The organism is Enterocloster aldenensis (genome assembly GCF_003434055.1).
In the GTDB taxonomy this organism is placed as follows: domain Bacteria; phylum Bacillota; class Clostridia; order Lachnospirales; family Lachnospiraceae; genus Enterocloster; species Enterocloster aldenensis.
Map to the genome: position 1 here is coordinate 122090 of NZ_QVEX01000012.1, position 25356 is coordinate 147445.

At 52.6% G+C, this 25356-nt stretch carries 20 protein-coding genes and 1 pseudogene; 18 read left to right on the forward strand and 3 right to left on the reverse strand.

The window, feature by feature from the left end; genetic code table 11:
• Position 1 precedes the first annotated feature (1 nt).
• On the forward strand, positions 2-1177 hold the full coding sequence (gene mmsB, locus DWX59_RS20330; RefSeq protein ID WP_117560976.1) for a multiple monosaccharide ABC transporter permease: 1176 nt from the start codon (positions 2-4) through the stop codon (positions 1175-1177).
• A gap of 32 nt (positions 1178-1209) precedes the next feature.
• Here mmsB and DWX59_RS20335 read toward each other — a convergent pair whose 3' ends face one another.
• Positions 1210-1908 carry an aspartate/glutamate racemase family protein gene (locus DWX59_RS20335; RefSeq protein WP_117560977.1) on the reverse strand — a complete coding sequence of 233 codons (699 nt, stop codon included), beginning with the start codon at positions 1906-1908 and terminating at the stop codon, positions 1210-1212.
• A 280-nt stretch (positions 1909-2188) separates the two neighbouring features.
• Between DWX59_RS20335 and DWX59_RS20340 the strand changes: the two genes are divergently transcribed.
• From DWX59_RS20340 to DWX59_RS20385, 10 genes and pseudogenes are all read left to right on the forward strand, one after another.
• Positions 2189-2671 carry a peptide deformylase gene (locus tag DWX59_RS20340; RefSeq protein WP_117560978.1) on the forward strand — a complete coding sequence of 161 codons (483 nt, stop codon included), beginning with the start codon at positions 2189-2191 and terminating at the stop codon, positions 2669-2671.
• Between the two features lie 70 nt (positions 2672-2741).
• Positions 2742-3539 (forward strand): annotated as a pseudogene (locus tag DWX59_RS20345) (GTP pyrophosphokinase); the annotation flags it as partial.
• A gap of 85 nt (positions 3540-3624) precedes the next feature.
• Positions 3625-4650, forward strand: coding sequence for a bifunctional GrpB family protein/GNAT family N-acetyltransferase (locus DWX59_RS20350; protein ID WP_117560979.1), 1026 nt, complete (start codon positions 3625-3627; stop codon positions 4648-4650).
• A 15-nt stretch (positions 4651-4665) separates the two neighbouring features.
• Positions 4666-5499: an HAD family hydrolase gene (locus DWX59_RS20355; protein ID WP_117560980.1), complete on the forward strand. Its 834-nt coding sequence runs from the start codon at positions 4666-4668 to the stop codon at positions 5497-5499.
• 291 nt (positions 5500-5790) lie between these two features.
• Positions 5791-6645 carry a helix-turn-helix transcriptional regulator gene (locus tag DWX59_RS20360; protein ID WP_117561011.1) on the forward strand — a complete coding sequence of 285 codons (855 nt, stop codon included), beginning with the start codon at positions 5791-5793 and terminating at the stop codon, positions 6643-6645.
• Between the two features lie 124 nt (positions 6646-6769).
• Positions 6770-8293, forward strand: a complete 1524-nt coding sequence (locus DWX59_RS20365) for a 4Fe-4S dicluster domain-containing protein (RefSeq protein WP_117560981.1) — start codon at positions 6770-6772, stop codon at positions 8291-8293.
• Positions 8294-8475: 182 nt separating this feature from the next.
• Positions 8476-10251, forward strand: coding sequence for an ABC transporter ATP-binding protein/permease (locus tag DWX59_RS20370; RefSeq protein ID WP_117560982.1), 1776 nt, complete (start codon positions 8476-8478; stop codon positions 10249-10251).
• On the forward strand, positions 10248-11954 hold the full coding sequence (gene cydC / locus DWX59_RS20375; protein ID WP_117560983.1) for a thiol reductant ABC exporter subunit CydC: 1707 nt from the start codon (positions 10248-10250) through the stop codon (positions 11952-11954). The genes DWX59_RS20370 and cydC overlap by 4 nt, the downstream gene beginning before the upstream one ends.
• 53 nt (positions 11955-12007) lie before the next feature.
• On the forward strand, positions 12008-13420 hold the full coding sequence (locus DWX59_RS20380) for a sodium:solute symporter family protein (RefSeq protein WP_117560984.1): 1413 nt from the start codon (positions 12008-12010) through the stop codon (positions 13418-13420).
• 66 nt (positions 13421-13486) lie between these two features.
• Positions 13487-14602: an aminopeptidase gene (locus DWX59_RS20385; RefSeq protein ID WP_117560985.1), complete on the forward strand. Its 1116-nt coding sequence runs from the start codon at positions 13487-13489 to the stop codon at positions 14600-14602.
• A 186-nt stretch (positions 14603-14788) separates the two neighbouring features.
• Here DWX59_RS20385 and DWX59_RS20390 read toward each other — a convergent pair whose 3' ends face one another.
• Complete coding sequence (locus DWX59_RS20390) at positions 14789-16087, reverse strand: L-cysteine desulfidase family protein (protein ID WP_117560986.1); 1299 nt, start codon at positions 16085-16087, stop codon at positions 14789-14791.
• Positions 16088-16339: 252 nt separating this feature from the next.
• On the opposite strand from DWX59_RS20390, the gene DWX59_RS20395 reads away from it, so the two are divergent.
• From DWX59_RS20395 to DWX59_RS20410, 4 genes are all read left to right on the forward strand, one after another.
• The gene (locus DWX59_RS20395; RefSeq protein ID WP_117560987.1) at positions 16340-18439 is read left to right on the forward strand and encodes a sigma-54 interaction domain-containing protein; all 2100 of its coding nucleotides are present in this window, start codon (positions 16340-16342) and stop codon (positions 18437-18439) included.
• A gap of 368 nt (positions 18440-18807) precedes the next feature.
• Positions 18808-19977: a MalY/PatB family protein gene (locus tag DWX59_RS20400; RefSeq protein ID WP_117560988.1), complete on the forward strand. Its 1170-nt coding sequence runs from the start codon at positions 18808-18810 to the stop codon at positions 19975-19977.
• Positions 19978-20003: 26 nt separating this feature from the next.
• Entirely contained in the window at positions 20004-21281 is a 1278-nt protein-coding gene (locus tag DWX59_RS20405; RefSeq protein ID WP_117560989.1) for a dicarboxylate/amino acid:cation symporter, read from the forward strand.
• Positions 21282-21312: 31 nt separating this feature from the next.
• Positions 21313-21570 carry a glutaredoxin gene (locus tag DWX59_RS20410; protein WP_117560990.1) on the forward strand — a complete coding sequence of 86 codons (258 nt, stop codon included), beginning with the start codon at positions 21313-21315 and terminating at the stop codon, positions 21568-21570.
• Positions 21571-21813: 243 nt separating this feature from the next.
• Here DWX59_RS20410 and DWX59_RS20415 read toward each other — a convergent pair whose 3' ends face one another.
• Positions 21814-23154: an MATE family efflux transporter gene (locus tag DWX59_RS20415; RefSeq protein ID WP_117560991.1), complete on the reverse strand. Its 1341-nt coding sequence runs from the start codon at positions 23152-23154 to the stop codon at positions 21814-21816.
• 129 nt (positions 23155-23283) lie between these two features.
• Here DWX59_RS20415 and DWX59_RS20420 point away from each other — a divergent pair, with 129 nt between their 5' ends.
• Genes DWX59_RS20420 through DWX59_RS20425 form a run of 3 tightly spaced genes read left to right on the forward strand, consistent with a single transcriptional unit; the run spans position 23284 to position 25212 of the window.
• Complete coding sequence (locus tag DWX59_RS20420; protein ID WP_117560992.1) at positions 23284-24189, forward strand: LysR family transcriptional regulator; 906 nt, start codon at positions 23284-23286, stop codon at positions 24187-24189.
• Positions 24189-24338: a hypothetical protein gene (locus DWX59_RS28835; protein WP_165640909.1), complete on the forward strand. Its 150-nt coding sequence runs from the start codon at positions 24189-24191 to the stop codon at positions 24336-24338. The genes DWX59_RS20420 and DWX59_RS28835 overlap by 1 nt, the downstream gene beginning before the upstream one ends.
• The gene (locus DWX59_RS20425; RefSeq protein ID WP_117560993.1) at positions 24316-25212 is read left to right on the forward strand and encodes an MBL fold metallo-hydrolase; all 897 of its coding nucleotides are present in this window, start codon (positions 24316-24318) and stop codon (positions 25210-25212) included. The genes DWX59_RS28835 and DWX59_RS20425 overlap by 23 nt, the downstream gene beginning before the upstream one ends.
• Positions 25213-25356: the final 144 nt, after the last annotated feature.

Sequence of the window (25356 nt, forward strand, 5' to 3'; positions counted from 1 at the left end):
TATGGAAAACAAGTTGAAATTATCCGAGGTGCTGAAGAAATATACAATGGTAATTGTGCTGGCCGTGGTGGTTATCCTGTTTACTGCCAACACAGGCGGGAAAATGCTCCTGCCCCAGAATGTAAACAACCTGATTGCCCAGAACGCCTACGTATTCATTCTGGCAACCGGCATGCTGTTCTGCATACTGACAGGAGGCAACATTGATCTGTCGGTTGGATCCGTGGTATGCTTTGTGGGCGCCATCGGCGGAAGCATGATGATTAAGATGGGAATCAACCCCTACCTTTCCCTTTTGTCCATGGCGCTGATCGGCATGCTTGTGGGGGCGTGGCAGGGATTCTGGATTGCCTATGTGAGGATTCCGCCTTTTATCGTAACCCTGGCCGGTATGCTGATGTTCAGGGGACTTTCCAACGTGGTGCTTCAGGGTATGACCTTGTCGCCGATTCCGGACCGGTTCTTAAACCTGTTTAATACATACGTACCGGATTTCTTTGGCGGTAAGGGACTTAACATTACCTGTATGCTGGCAGGGATTGCCGTGTGCATGGTTTACGCCGCCAGCGTGCTGCGCGGACGCATGAAGAAAATGCAGAAGGGCTATCGGGTGGACCCATTTGGCGGGGTAGTTGCAAAGATTGTGGTTATCAGCGTGGTTGTACTGTTTTTCATGTTCAAGCTTGCGCAATATAAAGGAATCCCCAACGCCCTTCTCTGGGTGAGCGTAATCATTGGCATCTACAGTTACATCTCATCAAAAACAACCACCGGGCGTTATTTTTACGCGGTGGGCGGCAACGAGAAAGCCACCAGGCTTTCCGGTATTGACACCAACCGGGTGTATTTCCTGGCGTATCTTAACATGGGGCTTCTGGCAGCAGTGGCTGGCATGATTACCGTGGCAAGGCTTAATTCCGCCAATCCCACTGCGGGCAACAACTATGAGATGGATGCCATCGGCGCCTGTTTCATAGGCGGCGCCTCTGCATACGGCGGTACAGGCACGGTTCCGGGAGTCATCATCGGGGCCACCCTGATGGGCGTGCTGAACCTGGGCATGAGTATCATGGGTGTGGACCAGAACCTGCAGAAGGTGGTCAAGGGCGCGGTGCTGCTGGCGGCAGTTATATTTGATGTTGTCAGCAAGCGGAAGTCATTTATCGTGAAGCAGTAGCCGTCATCAGATGCGGAGCAAAGGGGGCGAACCTATATCCGGCCGGTCACAGCCGCCATGGCAGTCTTCCTGGCATGAATGACCGTGGTATCAAAAAGAGGAATCTCCGTATCCTCCTGTCTGATCAGAAGGCCGATTTCCGTGCAGCCCAGGATGACGCCCTGGGCCCCCTTCTGTGCCAGCTCCCGGATGATGGAAAGAAACCCGGACCTGGATTCAGGGGAAATGGTGCCAAGGCAGAGTTCATCAAAGATAACACGGTTAATCAGCTCCCTTTGGGGTGTTTCGGGAATCAGGACCTTAAGCCCGCTTTGGATCAGGCGCTCTTTATAGAAATCCTGTTCCATGGTGTAACGGGTGCCTAACAGGGCCACGGTCCTGATTCCCCTGGACTTCAGGCACTCCGTTGTTACATCTGCAATGTGGAGCAGGGGGATGGAAATATAGGATTGGACCCGGGGAGCGACTTTGTGCATGGTGTTGGTACAGATGACAATAAAGTCCGCCCCGGCTTTTTCCAGGGAACGGGCGGCCTGCCCCAGTATGTCCCCGCTCCTGTCCCAGTCCCCGCAGGACTGGCATTTTTCTATTTCATCAAAGTCAACACTGTAGAGGATGCACTTGGAGGAGTGGAGGCCGCCAAGCTCTTTTTTAACGGTTTCGTTGATAATCTTATAGTAGGTGACGGTGCTTTCCCAGCTCATGCCGCCGATTAATCCGATTGTTTTCATATTGTGTTCCTCCTTGGGATTTACCCATAGTATAGCATTTTACCGGCGAAGGTTCAAGAAATCCATTTCCCCGGTTCATCCCAAGGTTATCCTCCCAGGCTATCCTCCCAGGCCATCCTCTTATGGATATTCGCCCAAGGCCATACGCCCAAGGCCATACGCCCCAAGACCATCCTCCCCAAATAATCTTCTGGGTTAAAATTCCGGAGGATTTTTTTGCGTTAACGTGTTATAATGGCGTCATGCATTATGATTGAAAATAGTACAAGGGGATGATGGAATGGAGAAATCGATTTTACTGCTGGGTAATCCTGAATTATACCAGGTGTGCGGTGAGGTGACCAGGGAAGAGCTGCCTTGGATGGAGGAAGTGAAGGAGGACCTTAAGGACACGCTTCTGGCATTCCGGAAGCGTTATGGCGTGGGACGGGCCATTGCCGCGCCTCAGATTGGCGTGAAAAAGCGTGTTATATACAGGCATCTGGACACGCCGGTGCTGTTCATCAATCCTAGGCTTGAGTTTCCGGATGAGGAGGAGATGGATGTCATGGATGATTGCATGTCATTTCCTGACCTGCTGGTACGGGTAAGGCGGCATAAACGGTGCGTCATCCATTACAGGGACGGGCAGTGGAAAGAGTGTTCGCTGGCACTGGAAGGTGATATGGCGGAACTGATACAGCATGAATACGACCATCTTGACGGCATTTTGGCAACCATGAGGGCAATTGATGACAGGGCATTTGTGATGAAGGAACACTAAAGCAGTATCAGGGATGCTTTAGGAAAATGCCCCTTCCGTATAAATTTATAGAAGGGACCACAGGTTTATGATGATTGACAGGGACGAGTTTTTAAAAAGCTATAATATAGAACAGGAAGATTTTGAGGCAGCGGACATGCCGTGGGAGGAACTGGCTGCCATTTATGAGGATTACCAGGCAATGGAGGGGAAGCTGCGCAATATCGGCAAGGATTTCGTCTACGATTATCTGTATGATATCGAGCGGGCCGGAATCCATTCCTACCGCTACAGAACAAAGGACCCGGGGCATCTTCTGGAAAAAATCATCCGGAAGAGGGTGGAGCATTTTGAACGGTTTAAGGATATCAACCGGACCAATTACCATAAATATGTGACAGACCTTATCGGCATCCGCGTTTTTTTCCTGTACCGTGAGGACTGGATCCATTTCCATAACTATATTACCAGTGTGTTTGAGAATGACCCCAGGCTTTATGTACGGGACAGGATCCAGGATTTTGACGGGGATTCCAGGCATTATTATATTGCAGAGCGGCCCAAGGTCTACAGGCGTAACGGGGATTCCAGGATATACGATGAGGACCTGATTGAAATCCGGTCGGACGGCATTTACCGTTCCCTCCATTATATCATCAAGTATAAGGGGTATTACGTGGAGATTCAGGGCAGGACCCTGTTTGAGGAAGGCTGGAGCGAGATTGACCACGATATCGTGTATCCTTATTTTAAGGATGATGAGATGCTTAAGGATTTCTCCACCCTGCTGAACCGGCTGTCCGGCATGGCGGATGAAATGAGCTCTTACTTCCGCAGGATGAAAGGGACGAAGGAAGCCTGGGAGAGGAAGATTGAGGAGGCCAGGGACCGGGAGGAGTCCAGGAAGCAGGAGGAGTCCAGGGACCGGGAGGAGGCCAGGGCCAGAATACCGGACAGGGCCGGGGAGGATTTAAGTGGAGAGAAAATTAACTGAACTGCCGCTGGAAGAATTGTGGGAGCTGTTTCCGATTTTCCTGACAGGTCACAGTGAGGATTGGGCCGGATGGTTTGAGGAGGAGGCCCATTGCCTGGAATGCATGCTGCCCATGGACCGTATCGGCAGGGTGGAACATGTGGGCAGCACATCCATGGAAACCATATGGGCTAAGCCGATTATTGATATCCTTGTGGAAATGAAGCCAGGGGAAGACATGGGGGGCGTGAGGGACATACTGGAACAGAACGGGTATGTCTGCATGTCGGAAACAGGCAGCAGGCTGTCCTTTAATAAAGGATATACACCCCAAGGGTTTGCAGAGCGTGTATACCACCTTCATCTGAGACAGGACGGGGACCATGATGAGCTGTATTTCAGGGATTATATGCGGGATTATCCGGATGCGGCTAAGGAGTATGAGACGCTGAAGCTGGGACTGTGGAAGCAGTATGAACATGACCGTGACGCCTACACTGACAGCAAGGCTGGATTTGTCAGGAAATATACCCAGAAAGCAAAATCCCTTTATGGGGACCGGTATGAGAAGGCCGGAAGCGGGCAGTGGCGCCGGGCATCGGCAGGGGATACTGGCTGTTTGAGGCGGATTGCCAGGGAATCAGAGGCCCATTGGGGCTTTGATGAGGCGTTTATGGACACATTTGACAGGAAATTCAACATCACCCAGGAATTCATTGAAGGACATCCTGTATTTGTTTTTCAGAAGGATGGGGAACCGGCTGCTTTCTGGGGAGTGATTCCCGAGGGGGACAGGTGCGTGCTGGAATATTTCTACATTGCAGAAGCATATCTGGGTAAGGGATATGGGAGGCGGATGTGGGAGCATTTAACCTTCTGGTGCAGGAATCATGGTATTCGCAGAATACACTTTGTCACCAGTTGGGAGGCTGCAGGTTTTTATGAAAAGATGGGGGCGCAGCGGGATGGGGAGGCTGTTTCAGTGATTGACGGCAGGAAGATTCCCTGCTTTCGCTGCTGCCTGTGAAAGGTGTGGGACAGTATGGAAATAACGCAGGATATCAGGCTGGCCGCAGTTGACCTGGACGGTACCCTTATGGACAGCGCCAACCACATAGGGGAGGCGGCCATTCGCCGGATAGGGCTTCTGAATGAGGCCGGCTGTCTGGTGGTGCCGTGTACAGGCAGATATCTGGGGTCAATTCCCAGGGAGCTTTTGCAGATGGGGAAAATCAGGTATGCAATAACGGCAAACGGGGCGCAGATATGGGATGTTGGGTCCCTGACCTCCCTGTACCGGGTAAAGCTTCCCTCAGGCGTGGTAAAAGAGGTGCTGGAGGCCATGAAAGGGAAGGAAGGATACATTGAGCTGTTTTCCCAGGGCAGATCCTATATAAATGAAGGGGATGTGCAAAAGGCGGCCCGGAAAGTAACAGATGATAATTTCATCCGGTATTTCCAAAAGGACCATGTGATGGTGCCAAGCCTGTACGGGCTTGAGGCTTTATGGGAGGAAGCAGAGAAGCTGAACGTATTCTTCCTGGAAGACCGCCACCGGGAAATGCTGAAAGCCAGGCTGGAGGCCAGAGGGGACGTCCGGATTACCAGTTCCATGGCAGGCAACATTGAAATCAATGGGGCGTCTGTCAACAAAGGCAGGGCCATGGAGTGGCTGTGCGGCCGCCTTGGCATTGGCCGGGAGGCAACCCTTGCCATTGGGGACGGTGACAATGATATGGAAATGATTGAGTTTGCAGGTTATGGGATTGCCATGGGAAACAGTCCTGAGGAATTAAAGGAGCGGGCCGATTATGTTACCGGTGACCATGACAGCGGCGGGGCGGAAGCAGTGCTGCGTATGATACGTGTTTTCTGACATGCCGGGGGGTGGGACGGATTGATTCCTGCCCCTCCTTTTTTTATATGTACCGGGGCGCTCAGACGGCTGGAATGATTGTTCTGGCGCACCCTGGGAATGCTGGGATGGAACAGGGCAAAAAAAGTCGAGAGCATTTTCCTTATGATGATTATAATGTGTGTGTAAGGCGGTGGACAGATAATGGAACAGATAAAAGGGAACGCGGGACAGATTGAAGCAGCGCGGGACAAAGCGGGGCAGGACGTATCCACGCAGGTTGATGCGGTGCAGATTGAAGCGGTGCAGAGGATGCAGGATTATATAGCCGGGCATCTGGATGAGGAAATCAGCTTAGGAGCCCTGGCCGCATGTTCCCTGTATTCACCCTGGTATTCCTACCGGCTTTTTGTACGCCATGTGGGAATGACTCCTTCGGATTATATCCGCAGGTTCCGGCTTTCGCGTTCAGCGCTCAGACTGAGGGATGGGAAGATAAAGGTTGTGGATGTTGCTTTTGAAATGGGATTTAAAAGTGTGGACGGCTACCAGAGGGCATTTTCCAGGGAATTTGGATGCAATCCAAAGGAATATGCTCTGAACCCGGTTCCTATCAATCTGTTTACACCTTACGGAGTCAAGTACAGGTATATCAGAAGGGAGAAAAGCATGGAAGCAGTTAAAAATGTATTTATCCGGGAAATCCAAAAGCCGGAGCGCAAGGTATTGGTAAAACGGGGCGTAAAGGCGGAGGAGTATTTTACGTATTGTGAAGAGGTGGGATGCGATGTGTGGGGACTGCTCACAAGCATCCGTTCCATCAGCGGGGAGCCGGTGTGCCTGTGGCTGCCGGGCGCCTATGTAAAGCCGGGCACGTCCGTGTATGTGCAGGGCGTGGAGGTGGCGGCGGATTATGACGGCGTGGTGCCTGAAGGTTTTGATGTGATAACGTTTCCTGCATGCAGATACCTGATGTTCCAGGGGGAACCATTTGCCGAGGAAGACTACTGTGAAGCAATCGGTCAGGTGCAGGCAGCCATCAGCCGGTATGAACCGTCGGCGGCCGGGTACAGATGGGACAGGGACAATCCCCGGATCCAGCTGGAACCCATAGGAACCAGGGGATACATTGAACTGCTGCCCGTCAGGGAGCTGGCGGATGGTTAAAATCAGGAACAATGGTTAAAAATAAGTTAATATACTTGCATTTGCGTGCCTTTCCTATATAATCGGTACTGTATTATCAAGTAAAAAAGAACCGGTTGACAGATAGATGTTAAGGAGGCACACCATGAGAGGCGTAGAAACGCGTATACAGGAAATCAGGCACAGGATATTCAGGGAAGTGGCCCGCATGGCTTACCACACGGAATGGCCTGTGGATAAAAGGATAGAAGAACTTCCCTATAAAATCATTCCGGGAGAGATTGGCAATTACCGCAGCGACGTATTCTTGGAAAGGGCCATTGTGGGGGAGCGGCTGAGACTGGCCATGGGGCTTCCCTACCGCAGCGCGGCTGACCCTGCGCCGATATCGGATAATATAGAAGCCGCGGACCAGCCTGAGACGTATTATACGCCTCCCCTTATCAATGTGATGAAGTTTGCATGCAATGCCTGCCATGAAATGCGGGTAATGGTGACGGACGGATGCCAGGGCTGCCTGGCCCACCCCTGTGTGGAGGTGTGCCCTAAGGATGCTGTGAGCATTGACCGTTCCAACGGACGCTCCCATATTGACCAGGACAAATGCATCCGGTGCAAAAGGTGCGCGGATGTCTGTTCCTACCATGCAATCATTGTCCAGGAACGTCCGTGTGCAGCGGCCTGCGGCATGGACTGCATACACTCAGATGAAAACGGCAAGGCGGATATTGATTATGATAAATGTGTATCCTGCGGCATGTGCCTTGTGAACTGCCCCTTTGGGGCCATTGCGGACAAGTCCCAGATATTCCAGGTCATCCGCGCCATCCAGTCCGGCGAGCGTGTGTATGCTGCCGTGGCGCCCGCATTCGTGGGACAGTTCGGCCAGAAGGTGACGCCGGGCAAACTGCGTGCGGCCATGAAGGCGCTGGGATTTGCCGATGTTTTTGAGGTGGCTGTGGGCGCCGACCTGTGCGCCACCCAGGAGGCTATTGACTTCATGCAGGAGGTACCGGAAAAGCTTCCGTTCATGGCCACATCCTGTTGTCCGGCCTGGTCCATGATGGCTAAGAAGCTGTTCCCTGAACAGGCTGACTGCATTTCCATGGCCCTGACCCCCATGACCCTGACAGCCCGTCTGATTAAACGGCACCATAAGAACGCCAAGGTTGTGTTCATCGGTCCGTGCGCGGCCAAGAAGCTGGAAGCCATGCGGACGGATATCCGCAGTGATGTGGACTTTGTGCTGACCTTTGAGGAGATGGACGGGATTTTTGATGCAAAGCATGTGGAGATTGAGAAAATGGAGGAGGACCCGGACGGTGTCAATGACGCGTCCATGGACGGGCGTAACTTTGCCGTGTCAGGAGGCGTTGCAAAGTCAGTGGTTGACGTCATCCACCAGCGCTTCCCGGACAGGGAAATCAAGGTTGCCAACGCAGAAGGGCTTAAGGACTGCCGGAAGCTTCTTACCATGGCCAAGGCAGGCAAATACAACGGTTACCTGTTAGAGGGAATGGCGTGTCCGGGCGGATGCGTGGCTGGGGCAGGAACCATGCAGCCCATAAAGAAATCCCAGGCAGCAGTGAACCTTTATGCCTCCAAGGCAAACCATAAGACATCCAATGAGACAGAGCATGTGAAGGAACTGGATAAGCTTGTGGATTAATGAGGAAGTTAAACTGCTTGACCTTATACGGGCCTTGTAGTAGAATAAGAGTAGTTAGCTTATGCTAATAGAACGGAGCGGCATGGCCACCATAAGGCTATGCCGCTTCATAGCGTTTTCATGAATTCCGGTACCGTGCGGTCCATGGCGGTACCGGTACATATAGGACAGGGGGTAACCATATGCTTTTGATGAACCGGACACTGCTGAAACTATCAAAGGGACTGTGGGGATGGATGGCGGCAATCGCCGGACTTAAGATGGTGACTTTGATTGGGGCGGCAGCGTTTGCAAAAACGATTTCAGGCTTTCTGGGCAATATTGCCTCGCCGTCCCTGACGGTTAAGGATGCTGGCGCTGCCATCCTTTCCGCGCTGGCGGCGGCATTTCTCATGCTCTGTTCCGAACTTCTCCGGGGAGAGGCGGAGTACCGCTGCACGGCCAGGGCCAGGACCGGGCTGAGGGCCAGGATTTTTTCCAAGGTCCTGGAGCTGGACGCAGGCAACATCGAGAAAATAGGACCGGTTTCAGCCATCACGTCATCGGTTGACGGTGTGGAATCCATGCAGACTTATTACAGCCAGTATCTTCCGGGGCTGATTTACTGCATGTGCGCCCCGGTCTATCTGTTTTTCCAGCTCAAGGGGGCCTCCCTTACAGTTGCAATCCTGCTGTTTGCCATTGCATTTATCCTGCTGCCGCTGAATAATGTGTTCCGGTCCAGGATTGAACTGCTCAAGACAGAGTATTGGACCTCACTGGAGGACCTGACCGGTTATTACCTGGAAAGTGTCCGGGGGCTGGCCACGCTTAAGCTGTTTGAAAGGGATGAGGACAGGACCGCTGTGCTGACCGGTAAGGCAGATGCGTTTAACCGGAAAATCATGGATGTGATGAAGGTCAATTTCCTGTCCTTTTTGATGACGGACGGTATGATATACGGCGCCGTCCTTGCTGCCACTGGAATCATATGCATTAACCTGGTACGGGGAAATGTTTCATTCAGCGCGGCCCTTATGGTGCTGCTTCTGTCCTACAGCTTCTTTGACTCTGTGCGCCAGCTCATGGGAGCCACCCATACGGCGCTGGCAGGTGTATCGGCGGCGGAGAAGGTATCGGATCTGCTGGATATGGATACTTCCAGGCCCTATTGCCCGGATTTCCCAAAGGATGAGACGGGTTATATGGGAATACGGATGGAGCATGTCTCGCACACTTATACGGGAAGGAACATTGCGCTTAAGGATGTCTCACTGACAATCCGGCGGGGAAAGGTGACTGCCCTGGCCGGGCTTTCCGGCTGCGGCAAAAGTACGGTGGCCGGGCTTCTCATGCGCTTTTTTGACCCGGCAGGCGGACGGATTGTACTGGAAGGCAGGGACTATATCAGCTTTACGCCCGAGGAGCTTAGAAAGCATATTATCATGGTTCCGCAGTCCGTCAGCATGTTTGCGGGAACCATTGCCGACAACCTGAGGATTGCAAAGGAGGATGCTTCTGAGGAGGAACTGCTTGAGGCGCTTAAACAGGTGCGCCTGAAGGACTGGGTCCTGGAACAGCCGGACGGTCTTCTTACGGATGTGGGCGATGGCGGCGGCAGGCTGTCCGGCGGGCAGAGGCAGAAAATCGGAATCGCCAGGGCGCTTCTGTGCCAGGCTGAATATATTATTTTTGATGAGGCAACTTCCAGCGTGGATGTGGAGAGCGAGCAGGAGATATGGAACTGCATTGACAGGCTGGCCCTGACAAGGACCCTGATCATCATTTCCCACCGGCTGTCCACCATCCGCAGCGCTGACTGCATCTATGTCCTGGACGGAGGGGAAATCTCAGAGAGCGGCCGCCATGAGGAGCTGATGCAGCGGCATGGCCTGTATCACAGGCTGGTGACGGAACAGGCGCAGCTGGAAGGACAGGCGCAGCCGGAAGCACTGGCAGAAAGGGGGCGGGAATCATGAAGCGTAAATTCCAATATTCAATCCGTGAGATGACCATCCGTCTGTTAAAGGTTGCGGCTCCGGTCAAAGCGCCTCTGGCAGCGGCAGCCATTGCAAGTATTGTGGGGAATCTTTCCCATATGGGGCTTATGGGATTTGGCGCCCTTTGGATCCTTGCCTGCGCAGACTGGCTGCCAGAGGGAAGTCCTGTGCTGTTTGGGACGCTGATGGCGGCCTGTGCCATCCTGATAGTGGCCTGCCGTTATCTGGAAGGCGTGGCCTCCCATGCAGGGGCATATCAGCTCCTGGCATCCATGCGGATCCATTTGTTTAAGACCATACGAAAACTGGCGCCCGCCTGCCTGATGGACAGGACCAAGGGTGATATCCTGAACGTGGCTGTGTCGGATATTGAGACAATCGAGTATTTTTTTGCACACACCATCGGGCCTATGTTTACGGTAATCATCCTTCCGTGCACAACCCTTGGGCTGGCGCTGTATATCAATCCCCTGTTTGCGGCAGCGCTGCTGCCCGTGTACGCGATAATCAGCATCCTGCTGCCCCTGCTTGCCATGAAAGCGGGAAGGCCGGTGGGCATGCGTTACAGGACAAGGCTTGGGGAGATGAAATCCCTTGTGCTGGAAAGCGTGTATGGAATCAAGGATATCCAGATATTTGGCTTTGGGAACAGGCAGCTGGAGCGTGTGCTGGAACAGAACAGGAAGGTAAACCAGGCAGCCCACGGGCTGACCATGCATAAGCAGGCCGTGTCCTCAGCCCCTACCTTTTTCGTGTACCTGGCCAGGATACTGATCCTTCTGGCGGCCTCTGTCCTTGCTGCCAACGGCGCCTCCAATCCCATTGGCACGGTCGTGATATCCTTTGTGGCGGTAGCTTCCTTTTCCTCCACGTTTTCGCTGACCATGGTCATATCCAGCCTGCTGGAGGCTTTTGCGGCAGCGGAGCGGCTGTTCATCATTGAGGATACGCGGCCTGAGATTGTGGAAACAGCACATCCCCAGACCGCAGGGACCATAAGAAGCATTGAATTTGACCATGTTTCCTTTGGCTATTCACAGGAAAGGGGAAAAATCCTGGACGGCTTTGACCTTAAGATTGAGGAAGGGGACAAGGTTGGCATCGTGGGTGAAAGCGGCATCGGCAAATCCACGGTGCTGCGCCTTTTGCTGCGGTTCTGGAATCCGTCAGAAGGTTCCATCCGGATTAACGGCATTTCCATTGACCAGATTTCACTGGAAGAACTGCACCGCAGGATAGCGGTATTGGAACAGGATACCTTTCTATTCAACGGCACCATTGCGGACAATATTGCCCTGGGAAAACCGGAGGCGTCCATGGATGAAATCATGACAGCGGCAAAACGTGCGGGCCTCCATGATTTTGTCCGGACATTGCCGGACGGGTATGCAACTGAAATGGGCGCCATGGGCAGCCGCCTGTCCGGAGGGGAACGCCAGCGGGTGGGCATTGCCAGGGTCATGCTGGCTGATCCTGACGTGGTGGTGATGGATGAACCCACCAGCAGCCTGGATATACTGCACGAAAAGGAGCTGTTAAAGACCCTGGAAAAAGAATATTCCCATAAAACCCTGCTGATCATATCACATCGGATGTCCACCCTGACCGGATGCACCAGGATCATACACCTGGAACACGGAAAAGGGACCGGGGGTACGGGAAAGGAAAACATGTTTGACTAATCTGCAATTAATTGGTATGATTTTATTAAAATTTTATAAATTGGAGGTTAGATATGGGATATTTGGTTTGTATCCTGCTCTACATTGCCGGAATCATCATCTATGGCATTGTGATGGGTAAGAAAAAAGTTAAGACATCTGACGATTTCGTGGTTGCGGGGCGTCAGCTGCCATTTATGATCCTGATAGGGACCCTGCTTGCAAGCTGGTGCGGAGGCGGCGGTATTACCGGAAGCGCCAGTGTGGTGTACCTGTATGGTCCGGTTGTGGGAACCCTGCACTTTGCAGGAGCGCCCATCGGCATGCTGCTTCTGTACTTTATATCCAGCAAGGTGCGCAGCAGCACGAAGATTACGGTGCCTGAGGTATTTGCGGCACGCTACGGCGACGGGGCAAGCATCATTGCTGTTATCTGCATCATGCTGGCTTATGTGGGTCTTTGCGCAACACAGATTAAGGCGGCCGGCAATATCATCAGCCTGATTACGGGCATGGATGCAAACCTGGCAACCGTGCTGTCAGCGGTCGGCATCCTGCTCCTGACTGTTTCCGGCGGGATGATTTCCGTGGCTTATACGGATGCTGTCAGCGCGCTGCTGATGGTAGGCGGCTTCCTCCTTGCCATCCCCATGCTGATCGGCAAGGCCGGCGGATGGTCTGAGGCCATGGCTGCCATACCCGCGGAACGGCTGACAGGAACCGGGGGACTGGGCGTGATTGCGATTCTCGGCTACATGATACCGACCATTTCCCTGCTGTTAGGCGACCAGAACATGATGCAGCGTTTTGCGTCCGCCAAGAGTGCGGAAGAGGCAAAGAAGTCCAATCTTGGATTGTTTGCAGCAGAAATCACGGTCTGTGTGCTGATTATCCTTATGTGTACCATAGGAATTGCCCTGTTCCCAAGCCTGGACGTGCCGTCCAACATTATTTTCTCACTTGCGGTTAATTACCTGCCATTTGTGCTGGGCGCAGTGGTGCTGGTAGCCTGCGTGGCATTTATCGTTACAACGGCTGATTCCTATCTGCTGAGCGCTGCCACCAATGTTACATATGATGTATGGGGCAAATATCTGAACAAGAACGCGGATGATAAGCAGAAAATCCGCTTCATGCGCGCCACCATCCTGGTGCTCACCATCCTGGCGGTCGTGCTGACCCTGTTCTTCCCAACCATCCTGAGCCTGCAGATGACAGCTTATACCATGTATGGTGCGGCCATTACCCCGGCCCTTTTGTTTGCCCTGTTCTCCAGGAAGGTGACAAAGGCTGGCGGCATTGCGGGAATCCTGACCGGCGGCGTGGTGACGGTTGTATGGACCATGGCGCTTAACAGCCCCTACGGGATTGCCAGCGCCATTGTGGCTGTCCCGGCAGCAGTGGTTGTGATTGTGTTAGTCAGCGCTCTGACCGGATTCAAGGGGGAAGAGACCTATAAGCTTCTGTATAAGGACAGCAAATCTTAATAAGGTTCAGTGCCAGGGAGCTGCGCTTAATGCCCTGGGATATGAAAGGAAAGGAATCGGTTTATTATGGAAGACCCACGTATACGTAAATTTGCCAAGTTTTTAATTAACCATGCAGTGTATCTCCAGAAGGATGAGAAAATCCTTCTGGAGCTGCACGGAAAGCAGACAGGCCTTTTAAAGGCGCTGGTGGAGGAGGCCTACGCGGCCGGAGGAAAGCCTTTTGTACACATCTTTGATTATGAGGTGGAAGGCGCCCTGATTGAGGGAAGCAGCGAGGCGCACATGGCTGAAATCGCATCCTATGAGCTGGAACGGATGAAGGACATGGACGCCTACATCGACATACGGGCCACGGATAACATCAGTGTGTGGAACCGTGTTTCAGATGAGAAAAACGGATACTACCGCAAGCATTACTGGGGGCCCATCCATCTGGCGGAACGCTGCAACCACACCAAGTGGTCCGTGCTGCGCTATCCCAATGATGCCATGGCCCAGCTGGCCGGCATGAGCACTGAGGAATATGAGGATTTTTATTTTGCAGCCTGCCTGGTGGATTATGATAAGATGGGAAAGGCCATGGAGAAGCTGGAAGCGCTGATGGACCGCACGGACAAGGTACATATCCTGGGGCCTGGGACCGACATCACCTTTTCCATCAAGGGTATCCCGTGTTATGGCATGCACGGCAATAAGAATATACCGGACGGCGAGGTTTACACGGCGCCGGTCAGGGAGTCTGTCAATGGGGTGATAACATACAATACCCCGGCGCCGTATGACGGCTTTGTGTATCAGAATGTGAAGCTGGTGTTTAAGGACGGTAAGATTGTGGAATGCAGCTCCAACAATACGGACCGCATGAATAAGATATTTGATATTGATGAGGGAGCCCGCTATGTGGGAGAGTTTGCCTTTGGCGTAAACCCCCAGATCCACCGGGCAATCGGGGATATCCTTTTTGATGAGAAGATTGCCGGAAGCTTCCACCTGACCCCGGGCAATGCTTATGACAACACGGATAACGGCAACCACTCTGCGGTGCACTGGGATTTAATCTGTATCCAGACACCGGAATACGGCGGCGGGGAAATCTGGTTTGACGATGTGCTGATCCGCAAGGACGGGATGTTTGTGCTGGATGAACTGAAGTGCCTGAATCCGGAAAATTTGATTTAAATTAAGGGGTGTAATGGGGCGGGGATGTATCCGGAATGCAAAAACAGAAGGCGGATTTGGGCGTGGGGCGCTCCAGATCCGCCTTCTGTTTTTTTGCATTCCGGCCGGGCACACAAACACCGGCACATAGCCCTTGCATAGTCCCAGGGCCCGTTCTTTTAGGCAGATATCCGCCGGCCTCTTATATCATCCCTTCTCCATCATGATTTCCAGTATTGTCCGGTCTGTCTGCGCCATGCCCGGATTGCTGACGCGGCCCATGTTGCGGATAGCTTCTTCCGGCGTGCCGGCGCAGATCCCGTCCGTTGGCTGAAGGACCGTGCCTTCCATGGCAAGACAGGCGCTCATGAGGGCCGCGCTGCTGGCAGTGGCCAGCTTCAGGGCGCAGCCGATTTTTCCTCCGTCACATATCATTCCGGTCAGGTTGCCGCTCATATTGATGATAGCATTGCCCATCTGCCGGTGGCTGCCGCCCATGAGCCATACCATGGCAGCGGAAGCAGCGGAGGCAGCAGACACACCGCAGCCGCAGGTGGCGGATAATTTCCCTGTGAATTCCTTGATATAGACATTAAGGGTATGGGAGATGGCCAGGGCCTTGACCAGCTGTTCCCTGGATGCGCCCAGATAGTCTGCTGTCTCCAGTACGGGAAGGATGGCGGTGAGTCCGTGGTTGCCGCTTCCGGCACTGCTCATGACCGCATAGGGACAGCCGCACATCCTCCCCTCGGCGCTGCTGGCCATGACGGTCATGATCCTGGTCATCAGGCTGCTGCCCATGATGCCGGTGGCGCTGTATTTTTTCAGGCAGGATGCAATGCCGATGCCCGGCTCATGCTCCAGTCCATATCCTGCCATCCGGCTGTTCATGTCCGCGCCTTCCTTCATGAAGGCAAGTTCCTCCTGGCTGCATTCTTCTATCAGGGACACGATGCCGGATATGGACATCCGGGTCAGTTCCTTATGAAGCTGTGTCTGTCCGGACAGGGAGTATTCTTTCTGGTCCAGGATTTCAAGCCTGCCTTCCGGAAATATTTCCCGTGCAGTATATACAATGTTGGAATGGGTATTGCGGATGGTGCTGGTTCCCCGTCCTGCGGTGGTGGTAACCACGGCATGGGCATAGAGCTGTGCTTCGCTGGCTTTTATTTCAATACCCACCTGATTGTCCTCCACCAGCCGGATGGAACGGCTGCTGATGTCAGGGGTCAGGTTTTCTAACAGCTGCAGTCCCTTTTCCGGGTTGGACAGATAAGCGCCCAGGGCAGCCGCATACTTAAGGCCGACCCGGTCAAATCCCGGGATGCCCACAGACATTCCGTTTTTGTAGATGCCTGGATTCATTTCTACGTGGATGGAACAGATGCCGCCGCCCACTGCCTTGGCTGCGCTGGCAGCGGCCAGGGCCACGCATACTGGTTCCGTACATCCCAGGGCCGGAACCACCTCCTGTTTTAATAAAGTAATCAGTTCTTCCCGATTCATCTAAGTCTCCTCCTGCTGTTATCTGTGATTTGGCCCGTACTGCGCGGTTGACGCAGTGCCGGATATCTGTGTTGAGGTACAGATATGGTTACTGATTATTACAAGCAAGAAACGTGCCGGATTCCATATGGGGTATCTGCAATGGATTTGAATGCTTTTGGGGCATTTTTTGGGGGAAATGATGCAATTTATGGTTGAAATCCCAGGCGTATCGGATATATAATGGTTTTAATGGTTAAAGTGGAGGGGAATATGGTAAAACAGGTTGCAATTGTAGCCCTGGACCCAAGGGCCAGTGCGTTTTATGGAAATCAGGTGCAGGAGTTATTTGGGGATTATGTGAAGGTGCGGTCCTACAGCGTGATGGAGGGGACTATTTCCAATATGGTGAGGGCTGATCTGTACATGATGTCCACGGATGCCTTTGATAACAGGGAGGAGGTTCCGCAGTACATACCCATTGATGCCCAGATCAGTGAGATACACGTGACCTATATGTGGGAGACCATCCGGCGGCTGCGGACCATTCCGGCCGGTACAAAGGCGCTGTTTGTCAACATGACGGAAAAGATGGTCCGTGAAGCCACGGCTACCTTGAACCAGCTGGGAGTCAACCATATCAGCTTCATTCCCTTTTACCCGGGTGCTGAGCCGGTGGAAGGCGTCACGATGGCAGTGACCCCGGATGAAGAGCGTTATGTGCCCCGGGGAGTGGAACATGTGATGAACATCGGGCACCGGTGCCTGACATCGGAAACCATGATTGAAGCAGCGCTGAAGCTGGGGCTGGAGGAACTTCTGGAGACTCCCAGGTTCCAGGAATATTTTGGGAGCGTTGTCACCAGCACTTATAATTTTGATATGATGTTTGCGCGTTCCAGAAGGCTGGAAAGCCAGTTTGACATCCTCATGGAAATATTGGACGAGGGCATTATCGGGATTAATGAGCGGGCGGAGATATTTGCCATGAATAAAAAGGCGGAGGAGATTACAGGTCTGAAACGTTCCCTGGTCCTGCATAAACAGGCGTCCTCATCCCTGGCCTACCTGCCTCTTCTGCAATGCCTGAAGTCAAAGGAGAAAATAGAGCCAAAGGTCATCCGGATTAACGGGGTTAACGTGGGTGTGACCGTGGTCCCTGTTTTGAGGAAGGATGACTGCATAGGTGCATTTGCCATTCTACAGAGATTCAACGATGCTGAGAACCGCCAGCATGAATTAAGGAACCAGCTGATGCACAAGGGCTACCGGGCCAAGTATGGTTTTGATGATGTGGTGGGGGTATCCGAAGGCATTGAGAGGACCAAACAGATACTCAGGCGCATGGCGGTAACAAAATCCCCGGTTCTCCTTATCGGGGAGACAGGCACCGGCAAGGAACTGTTTGCCAATGCGGTCCATCAGGCATCCCGGAGGTCCAAGGGGCCTTTTGTGGCAATTAACTGCGCCGCCATGCCTGAGAACCTGCTGGAGAGTGAACTGTTCGGATATGAGGAGGGAGCGTTTACAGGGGCAAAAAAGGGCGGAAGGCCCGGATTGTTCGAGTTTGCCCATCATGGCACCCTGTTTCTGGACGAGGTGGAGGGGATGAGCCCTGCCCTGCAGGTAAAGCTTCTGCGTGTGCTTCAGGAACATGAGATCATGCGGGTGGGAGGCAACAAGATCATCAGTATTGATGTACGGATTGTGGCGGCCACCAATGAATCCCTGGAGGAAAAGGTGCGGGACGGAAGCTTCAGAAGGGATCTGTATTACCGCCTGAACACCCTGCCTGTCCTGATTCCGCCCCTGCGCCAGAGAGGCGATGACGTATTCCTTTTAATGGAGCGTTTTAACAGTGAACTGAAGGGGGATTTTGTGTTATCGGATGAAGTAAAGGATCTGTTCCTTCATTATAGCTGGCCCGGAAATATACGTGAGCTCAGGAACCTGGCTGAATACTTCAGCTTTACAGGCAGCCCGGTCATAACGGTTAAAGATCTTCCCCCAACCTTTGTATATGAGAACAAGGAAATGGAAGAAGGGCAGCAGGTATCTGGGACAACGGCTCCGGGCAGCCCCCGGCCAGGCAGTCCTGTACCGTGGCAGCAGGCCATGGAGGAAAAGGGGATTGATTCGGAAGAATACTGGTTTGTGCTTAAGGTTCTATACCAATGTACAGAGGAAAGAAAGGCCATTGGGCGGGAGGGGATTCTGGAATGTGCAAAGAAGGAGAAATTCTTCCTGTCCCAGATTGGCGTGAGGACAATCCTTGGTATCCTGAAGGAATATGGCCTGGCGCGGGTCAGCAGGGGAAGGGGAGGAAGCCGTATGACCTGTCTGGGACGTGAAATCTGGGAACATAGGGAGTAGCAGCACCGCTTTCATCATACTGCTATAAAAAACAGGAACCGCAGGGAGGGCTGCTGAAAGTCCATCATGCAACCAAATATAACCAAATATAATCAAATACAACCCGATATAACCTAATCGAACCTGTTTAAACCGATTGAAATCAAAATATCCTTATATACCACCCCTCATCTCTGTCAAGAAAATATTTACAATAACAGAAAATAATTCCCCGTCCCTGTCCATATTCGAAAAAAGGCTTGATTTCCCAGTGAATCAGGCCTTTTTAATTTTTTTTCCGGCTGCTGTTCCCGGAAGTTGGCACGGGTTTTGCTTATATATTTAATAGATTCACAGAAGCAGGATACCAAAAGAAAGGCGGCATAAAAATGGAATATAATTTTGATGAAGTAATCGACAGAAGCCGGAACAGGGCGGCAAAGTACGATGAACGCATGAAGAAATTCGGAAGGCAGGATGTGATTCCGCTCTGGGTCGCGGATATGGATTTCAGGACGGCGCAGCCCATCATAGATGCGTTGAAGGAAAAAGCCGAACAGGGGATTTTCGGATATACCTCCAGACCGGATTCTTATTTTGAGTCCATACGGGGCTGGCAGAAAAGGCGCAATGGATGGGAAATCAGGCCTGAGCTCATGAGCTGGAGCCTGGGGGTGGTGCCTGCCCTGTCCTCTCTTGTCAAGCTGTTTTCAGAACCAGGTGACAGCATTCTGATCCAGACGCCGGTATATTCTGAGTTTTACGATGTAACGGAGGCCTGGGGGCGGAACGTGCTTGAGAACCAGATGGTGGAAAAGGACGGGTCCTGGTCCATTGACTTTGAGGACTTTGAGGAAAAGGCAAAGCAGGCCAGGATGTTCCTTCTGTGCAGCCCCCACAACCCGCTGGGAATTGTGTGGACCAGGGAAGAACTGAACAGGATGGCACGGATCTGTATTGAGAATGATGTATTGCTGGTATCAGATGAGATCCATTCAGATTTGGTTTTCCATGGCAAGAAGCACATACCCACAGCAACCCTTTCAGAAGACATCGCGGGAAAAGTGATTGCCTGTATATCAGGCACAAAGACATTTAACCTGGCGGGACTCCAGGCCTCCGCGGTTATTTTCCCAAATGAGGAGATGAAAAGGAAGTTCGATACATTCTGGATGGCCATGGACATCCACAGGAACAATGCCTTCAGTTCAGTGGCAATGGAAGCTGCTTTTAATGAAGGGGAAGAATGGCTGGAACAGCTGCTGCCATATCTGGAAGCCAACTTTGATTTTATCAGGCAGTACTGTGAAGCCCATATCCCACAGATTAAGCCCACTGTCCCGGACGCAACCTATCTGGTGTGGCTGGACTGCCGGTCCCTTGGCATGGATAATGAAAGGCTCCGCAGTTTCATGATTGAGGAGGCGGGCCTTGGATTAAACGAGGGTTACACCTTCGGACGCAGCCTGTCCGGTTACATGCGGTTAAATGCGGCCTGCCCCAGATGTGTTCTTGAAACGGCGTTAAACCAGCTTAAGGAAGCTGTGGGCAGATTATAAAAACAAAGGAGAAGGAGGAGGAAGGTATGAATAAATCTACTATTTGGAAAAATTACCGTTTTCCAATCATTTTATTATCAGGAATCGCTATCGGGGCAGTGCTGGGGATTGTCCTGGGGGAAAAGGCAAAGGTACTGGCGCCATTGGGGGATATTTTCCTGAACCTGATGTTTACCATTGTGGTACCCATGGTGTTTGTGTCCATAGCAAGCGCAGTGGGTAATATGGTCAACATGAAACGTCTTGGCAGGATTATGGGAAGCCTGGTCACCGTATTCGTGGTAACAGGCGCCATTGCAGGCGTACTGGTCCTGGTGGTGGTCAATATCTTCCCGCCTGCCGCCGGCACCAGCATACAGTTTGCCAGCGCACAGATGGAGGAAATGTCCAGTGTGGGCGACATGATTGTGGGGGCCCTGACCGTGGATGATTTCTCAGGACTGATGAGCAGGAGGAACATGCTGCCGATTATTGTATTTGCAATCCTGTCCGGTTTCTGTGTCAGCGCCTGCGGAGGCGAGGAAAGTCCGGTTGGAAAGCTTCTTAATAACCTGAATGCCATTATCATGAAGATTGTCAGTATCATCATGATGTACGCGCCCATCGGGTTAGGCGCTTACTTTGCTTCCCTGGTAGGGGAATTCGGCCCCGGGCTGATTGGGGATTATGGACATGCCATGCTGGTATATTACCCCATGTGCCTTTTATACTTCTTTACCGCGTTTCCGGCCTATGCATATTTCGCAGGCGGCAAAGCAGGGGTCGGCAGGATGTTTGGGCATATCCTGAACCCGGCGGTTACCGCGTTCGCAACCCAGAGTTCCATTGCGGCCCTTCCTGTAAATGCAGAGGCCTGCGACCGGATTGGAGTCCCAAAGGATATCCGAGATATCGTGCTTCCCATGGGCGCCACCATGCATATGGACGGCTCCGTGTTATCTGCAATTGTTAAAATCAGCTTCCTGTTCGGTATCTTTAACCAGCCCTTTACCGGCGTGGGGACCTATGCCATGTCCATGGCGGTTGCAGTGCTCAGCGCATTTGTACTGTCTGGCGCGCCTGGAGGCGGACTGGTCGGGGAAATGCTGATAGTCAGCCTTTTTGGCTTTCCTGCAGAAGCATTTCCATTGATTGCAACCATCGGTTTCCTGGTGGATCCGGCAGCGACCTGCCTGAACGCAAGCGGCGATACCATTGCTTCCATGATGGTCACACGTATGGTGGAAGGAAAGGACTGGCTTAACAGGCAGATAAAAAGGGAAGAGGAAATGACGCCTGAGGCGCCGGGATTGGAACGCGCCTAAAAATAAAAGACTTGAGAGGAGAATATGAAATATGAAAATCACTGTAATTGGAAGCCACTTATGTCCCGACACCTTATATGCCCTTTGCAGGTTGAGGGAAAAGAACGCGGAAATGGATTTTAGGAACCTGTCCGCCAGCCTTCCTGACCTGAAAGCATACCTGGCCGTGAGGGAAAGCTGCGGGTTATATGACAAGGTCCGCCAGGCAGGCGGAATCGGAATCCCGTTCTTTGAGATGGAGGACGGCACCAGGACAATGGATCTGGATGAGGTTCTGGCTAAATTATGATCCGTGGGAACCGCGTCATGATTTATCCGGCAAAATCATAGGGATGTGGAAAGGATGCCCGGGGCAGTGTTGGATTTTCAGACACGCCCCGGGCTTTGCCTTTCTTAAGTGCGCGGGCAGGGGACATTTCCCATGTCAGTGGTCTGCGGTATGCTGGGAATGACCTTGGACAAGGTAAACCGGTAGACCAAAGGGAGCATGAAGGAAAATGCCGAAAAGCTGGGGCTTAAAGACAGCCCTTAATCATCCGGAACAATCATCCAGAACCCTGCTTCTCCTGCCATGGAGATAGATGCCCCACCAAAGGGCGACTGCTGCCAGCCACCCTATACCGGTAGCGGCCCCAACCGCCCCAAGCCCTGTAATCCGGGCGAATTTCCAGGATAAGACCACACGCAGCGTAAGATGCATGATTGCCCCGGCCATGGGGATGGCGGCCCGCCCGGTTCCATTAAAATACCCAACAAGGCCGTTTCCGGCAAAGCATAATACATAAAAGACCGATATGGTCCTCAGATACTGCGTTCCCTGGGAAAAGGCAGCGCCGCTTCCTGCGCCCAGCAAGAAGGACATGGCAGCCGGGGCGGTCACATACATGACAAAGGAGGACAGGAGGCCGAGAAGCAGGAGCAGGCGGATTCCGGCCAGGAATCCCTCCCTGGCCCGGCGGCTGCAGCCAGTGCCCATGTTCTGGCCCACGAAGACAGCCACGGAGGCACAGCCGCTGTCCCCGAATGAATTGGCAAATCCTTCAATCCGGCTGGCGGCGGTGAAGGCTGCGATTGTCCCTGTGCCCAGGGAATTGACCGTGCCCTGGACCAGGAGTTTTCCTATGTAGACACTGGACTGGTGCAGCGCGGTAACAGAACAGCACCTCCAGGTCCTCTTTAAGAGGAATGGTTCCAGAACCATATCATCCCTGTGCAAAAGCAGGACAGGCGCCTTTTGCTTCATGTATAGGAGGCAGAGCAGCACGGAAATTCCCTGGGAGAGTATGGTGGCCCACCCTGCCCCGGCAACGCCTCTGTGAAGCAGCGCCACAAACACAAGGTCCAGCGCCAGGTTGGCACACACCGCAGCCGCCAGGAAAAAAAGGGCGGCCCTGGTGTCCCCCGCAGCCCTGAGGACAGCGCTGCAGAAGTTATAGAGAAAGGTTGTCATAAGCCCGCAGAAAATAATGACCAGATACGCCTGCGCCGGTGCGGCAACTTCGGCCGGTGTCCCTATCATCTGGAGTACGCCGGACAGGGACATTATCCCAAGGATGCTGATGGCAGCTGTAAATACACAGCCCGATGCCAGGGAGGTGAAAAATTCCCTGCAAAACCCCCTCTGGTCGCCGCGGCCGTAAAACTGCGCCAGGATAATGGATATACCGGTGCAGAATCCATTGATGACAAAGATAAAAAGGTTCATGACCGTACCGGAAACACCGATGGCCGCAAAGGCGGCCGGCCCGGCAAAGCGCCCGATGACCAGGGCGTCGATGGTATGGTAGAACTGCTGGAGCATATTGCCGGCTATGAGGGGCAGGGCCAGGAACATGAGCTGGGATCTGATATTGCCTGATGTAAGGTTTTTCATAAAAGCTGTCCTTTCCTTTCCAAATCGTAAAAACAAATCACATACAGGATATACCGGAAAAATATAGTTGTAAAATGCCTATTATGGCCTTATTATATAAATGGTTATTTATATTTTAGGAGACAGGACATGACAGAACGGGAGATTGAGGCATTTTTAACCATTGTCCGGACCGGGAGCATCTCGGCGGCCGCGGAAGTGCTTTATGTGACCCAGCCCGCCCTCAGCAGACGCATCCGCGCCCTGGAGCAGGAGCTGGGGTATCAGTTGTTCATCCGTAAAAAGGGACTGAGGAACGTTGGGCTGACAGCAGAAGGCAAGGCATTCATTTCCCTGGCTGAAAGATGGAAGACCGTGTGGAATGAAAGCAGGGCCCTTAAGGATATGGACCGGTCAGGTGTTTTCCACATCGGTTCGGTGGGAAGCGTGGGCACATACCTGATGCCCATGGTCCTTGAACGTTTTATGGAAAAAAATCCGGACTGCTCCCTGAATTTCCATCAATGCCATTCCTTTGAGGGTTATAAGTATGTGGAGGATGGCAGCCTGGACCTGGCTCTTGTATCGGATGACATGTTTTCCCAGGACGTCCTTACGGTCCCGGCTTTTAAGGGGAAGATGGTTCTGGCGGTATCCGGTCTGTTGGAGGATTCTCCCAGGCAGCCGGAAAGAATGCTGTCCCCCTCGTGCCTTGACCCGGAAAAGGAAATCCGCCTGCCCTGGAACCCGGAATATGACACATGGCACGATTACTGGTTCGGCCTGGGGGTGAGGCCGCGTGTGATGCTGGACCAGATGTCGCTGATGGAGTATTTCCTGAGGGAAAAGGGCTGCTGGGTCATTGCGCCTGAATACATAGCCAGGATGCTTGAGGCGGGGGGCGGGCCGGATATCTGCGGACTGCAGGACGGCCCCGCTGAATCCGTGATTTATTATCTTGTAAAAAAAGGAAAATGCGCCCGGTATGCCGTGGGATTCCTGGATATAATGAAGCAGGCGCTGGGGGATATGGACGGGCTGACCATGCTTATCTGATGGATTGGCCCATGTTAAAGACGCCCATGCCTGTAATCTGCACGCAGGATGCAGGGACAGGGCGGCAGGGACAGGCAGCCGGACAGGCGGCAGGGACAGCCGGAAGGCGGATTGAAGGAGGGCTTTATGAAGATACGGGTATTGGTTGACAACAATACACTGATTGACCGGTACTTTGTGGGGGAACCAGCGGTGTGTTATTATATTGAAATGGACGGCATGCGTATATTATTTGACACAGGATATTCCGATGTGTTCCTTAAGAATGCAGGGGCCATGGGCATGGATATGAAAGATATAACGCACATCGTTCTGTCCCATGGACATAACGACCATACGGGCGGCCTTGCCCATGTATGCGCGGACTGCATGGGAATCCAGCATCCCCGCCCGGACATCCGGCTGGTTGCCCATCCGGGATGCTTTGAACCCAAGGTATGTGACGGCGAGGACATTGGTTCCCCCTGGGGAAGGAATGTGGCTGAAACGTGTTTTAGCTATATTCCTGCCGTGAAACCGTGGTTCCTGTCTGAAAACTGTGTGTTCCTGGGGCAGATTCCCCGGAAAAACGGGTTTGAAGGCAGGGATGCAATCGGGGTGAGGAAACCTTGGGACGGCGGATATGCAGATGCAGGGGGGCAGGGAAAACCGTGTGTGAACGGACAAATAGAGGACGGCTGGCAGCAGGACACCCTGGAGGATGATTCGGCCCTGGTGTGTAAGGCGGAGCATGGATTGTTCATCATCACAGGATGTTCCCACAGCGGTATCTGTAATATTGTGGATTATGCGGTCAAAGTGTGCGGGGAATCCAGGATTGTGGGGATTCTGGGAGGATTCCATCTGTTCGATGTGGATAACAGGCTGGAGCAGACCATCCGTTATCTGGAAAGGATGGGGGTAAAGACACTTTATCCATGCCACTGTGTATCCCTGAAGGCAAAAATAAAAATGGCAGAAACCCTGAATGTGTCAGAAGTGGGCGTGGGGATGGAAATCATGGCGCAGGACCGTATGTGCTGAAAAATTTTCCAGTTGACCTTTCATCAACTTTCTGTTATTATCTGTATCAGAATATTTTTGAAATTGAAAGCGAGGCGTCTTTTTGTTAATTGTATCTGTTAGTGGAAGATAATGAATCTATGGTGTACAGCAGGTCCGTGCTGC

Excerpts from the sequence above, each read along its gene's own strand:
- DWX59_RS20355 (WP_117560980.1), top strand. The coding sequence starts at position 4,666 with ATGGAAATAACGCAGGATATCAGGCTGGCCGCAGTTGACCTGGACGGT.
- DWX59_RS20420 (WP_117560992.1), top strand. The coding sequence starts at position 23,284 with ATGACAGAACGGGAGATTGAGGCATTTTTAACCATTGTCCGGACCGGG.
- DWX59_RS20395 (WP_117560987.1), top strand. The coding sequence starts at position 16,340 with ATGGTAAAACAGGTTGCAATTGTAGCCCTGGACCCAAGGGCCAGTGCG.
- DWX59_RS28835 (WP_165640909.1), top strand. The coding sequence starts at position 24,189 with ATGGATTGGCCCATGTTAAAGACGCCCATGCCTGTAATCTGCACGCAG.
- DWX59_RS20425 (WP_117560993.1), top strand. The coding sequence starts at position 24,316 with ATGAAGATACGGGTATTGGTTGACAACAATACACTGATTGACCGGTAC.
- DWX59_RS20410 (WP_117560990.1), top strand. The coding sequence starts at position 21,313 with ATGAAAATCACTGTAATTGGAAGCCACTTATGTCCCGACACCTTATAT.
- DWX59_RS20400 (WP_117560988.1), top strand. The coding sequence starts at position 18,808 with ATGGAATATAATTTTGATGAAGTAATCGACAGAAGCCGGAACAGGGCG.
- DWX59_RS20390 (WP_117560986.1), bottom strand. The coding sequence starts at position 16,087 with ATGAATCGGGAAGAACTGATTACTTTATTAAAACAGGAGGTGGTTCCG.
- DWX59_RS20385 (WP_117560985.1), top strand. The coding sequence starts at position 13,487 with ATGGAAGACCCACGTATACGTAAATTTGCCAAGTTTTTAATTAACCAT.
- DWX59_RS20370 (WP_117560982.1), top strand. The coding sequence starts at position 8,476 with ATGCTTTTGATGAACCGGACACTGCTGAAACTATCAAAGGGACTGTGG.
- cydC (WP_117560983.1), top strand. The coding sequence starts at position 10,248 with ATGAAGCGTAAATTCCAATATTCAATCCGTGAGATGACCATCCGTCTG.
- DWX59_RS20365 (WP_117560981.1), top strand. The coding sequence starts at position 6,770 with ATGAGAGGCGTAGAAACGCGTATACAGGAAATCAGGCACAGGATATTC.
- DWX59_RS20380 (WP_117560984.1), top strand. The coding sequence starts at position 12,008 with ATGGGATATTTGGTTTGTATCCTGCTCTACATTGCCGGAATCATCATC.
- mmsB (WP_117560976.1), top strand. The coding sequence starts at position 2 with ATGGAAAACAAGTTGAAATTATCCGAGGTGCTGAAGAAATATACAATG.
- DWX59_RS20335 (WP_117560977.1), bottom strand. The coding sequence starts at position 1,908 with ATGAAAACAATCGGATTAATCGGCGGCATGAGCTGGGAAAGCACCGTC.
- DWX59_RS20360 (WP_117561011.1), top strand. The coding sequence starts at position 5,791 with ATGCAGGATTATATAGCCGGGCATCTGGATGAGGAAATCAGCTTAGGA.
- DWX59_RS20405 (WP_117560989.1), top strand. The coding sequence starts at position 20,004 with ATGAATAAATCTACTATTTGGAAAAATTACCGTTTTCCAATCATTTTA.
- DWX59_RS20415 (WP_117560991.1), bottom strand. The coding sequence starts at position 23,154 with ATGAAAAACCTTACATCAGGCAATATCAGATCCCAGCTCATGTTCCTG.
- DWX59_RS20340 (WP_117560978.1), top strand. The coding sequence starts at position 2,189 with ATGGAGAAATCGATTTTACTGCTGGGTAATCCTGAATTATACCAGGTG.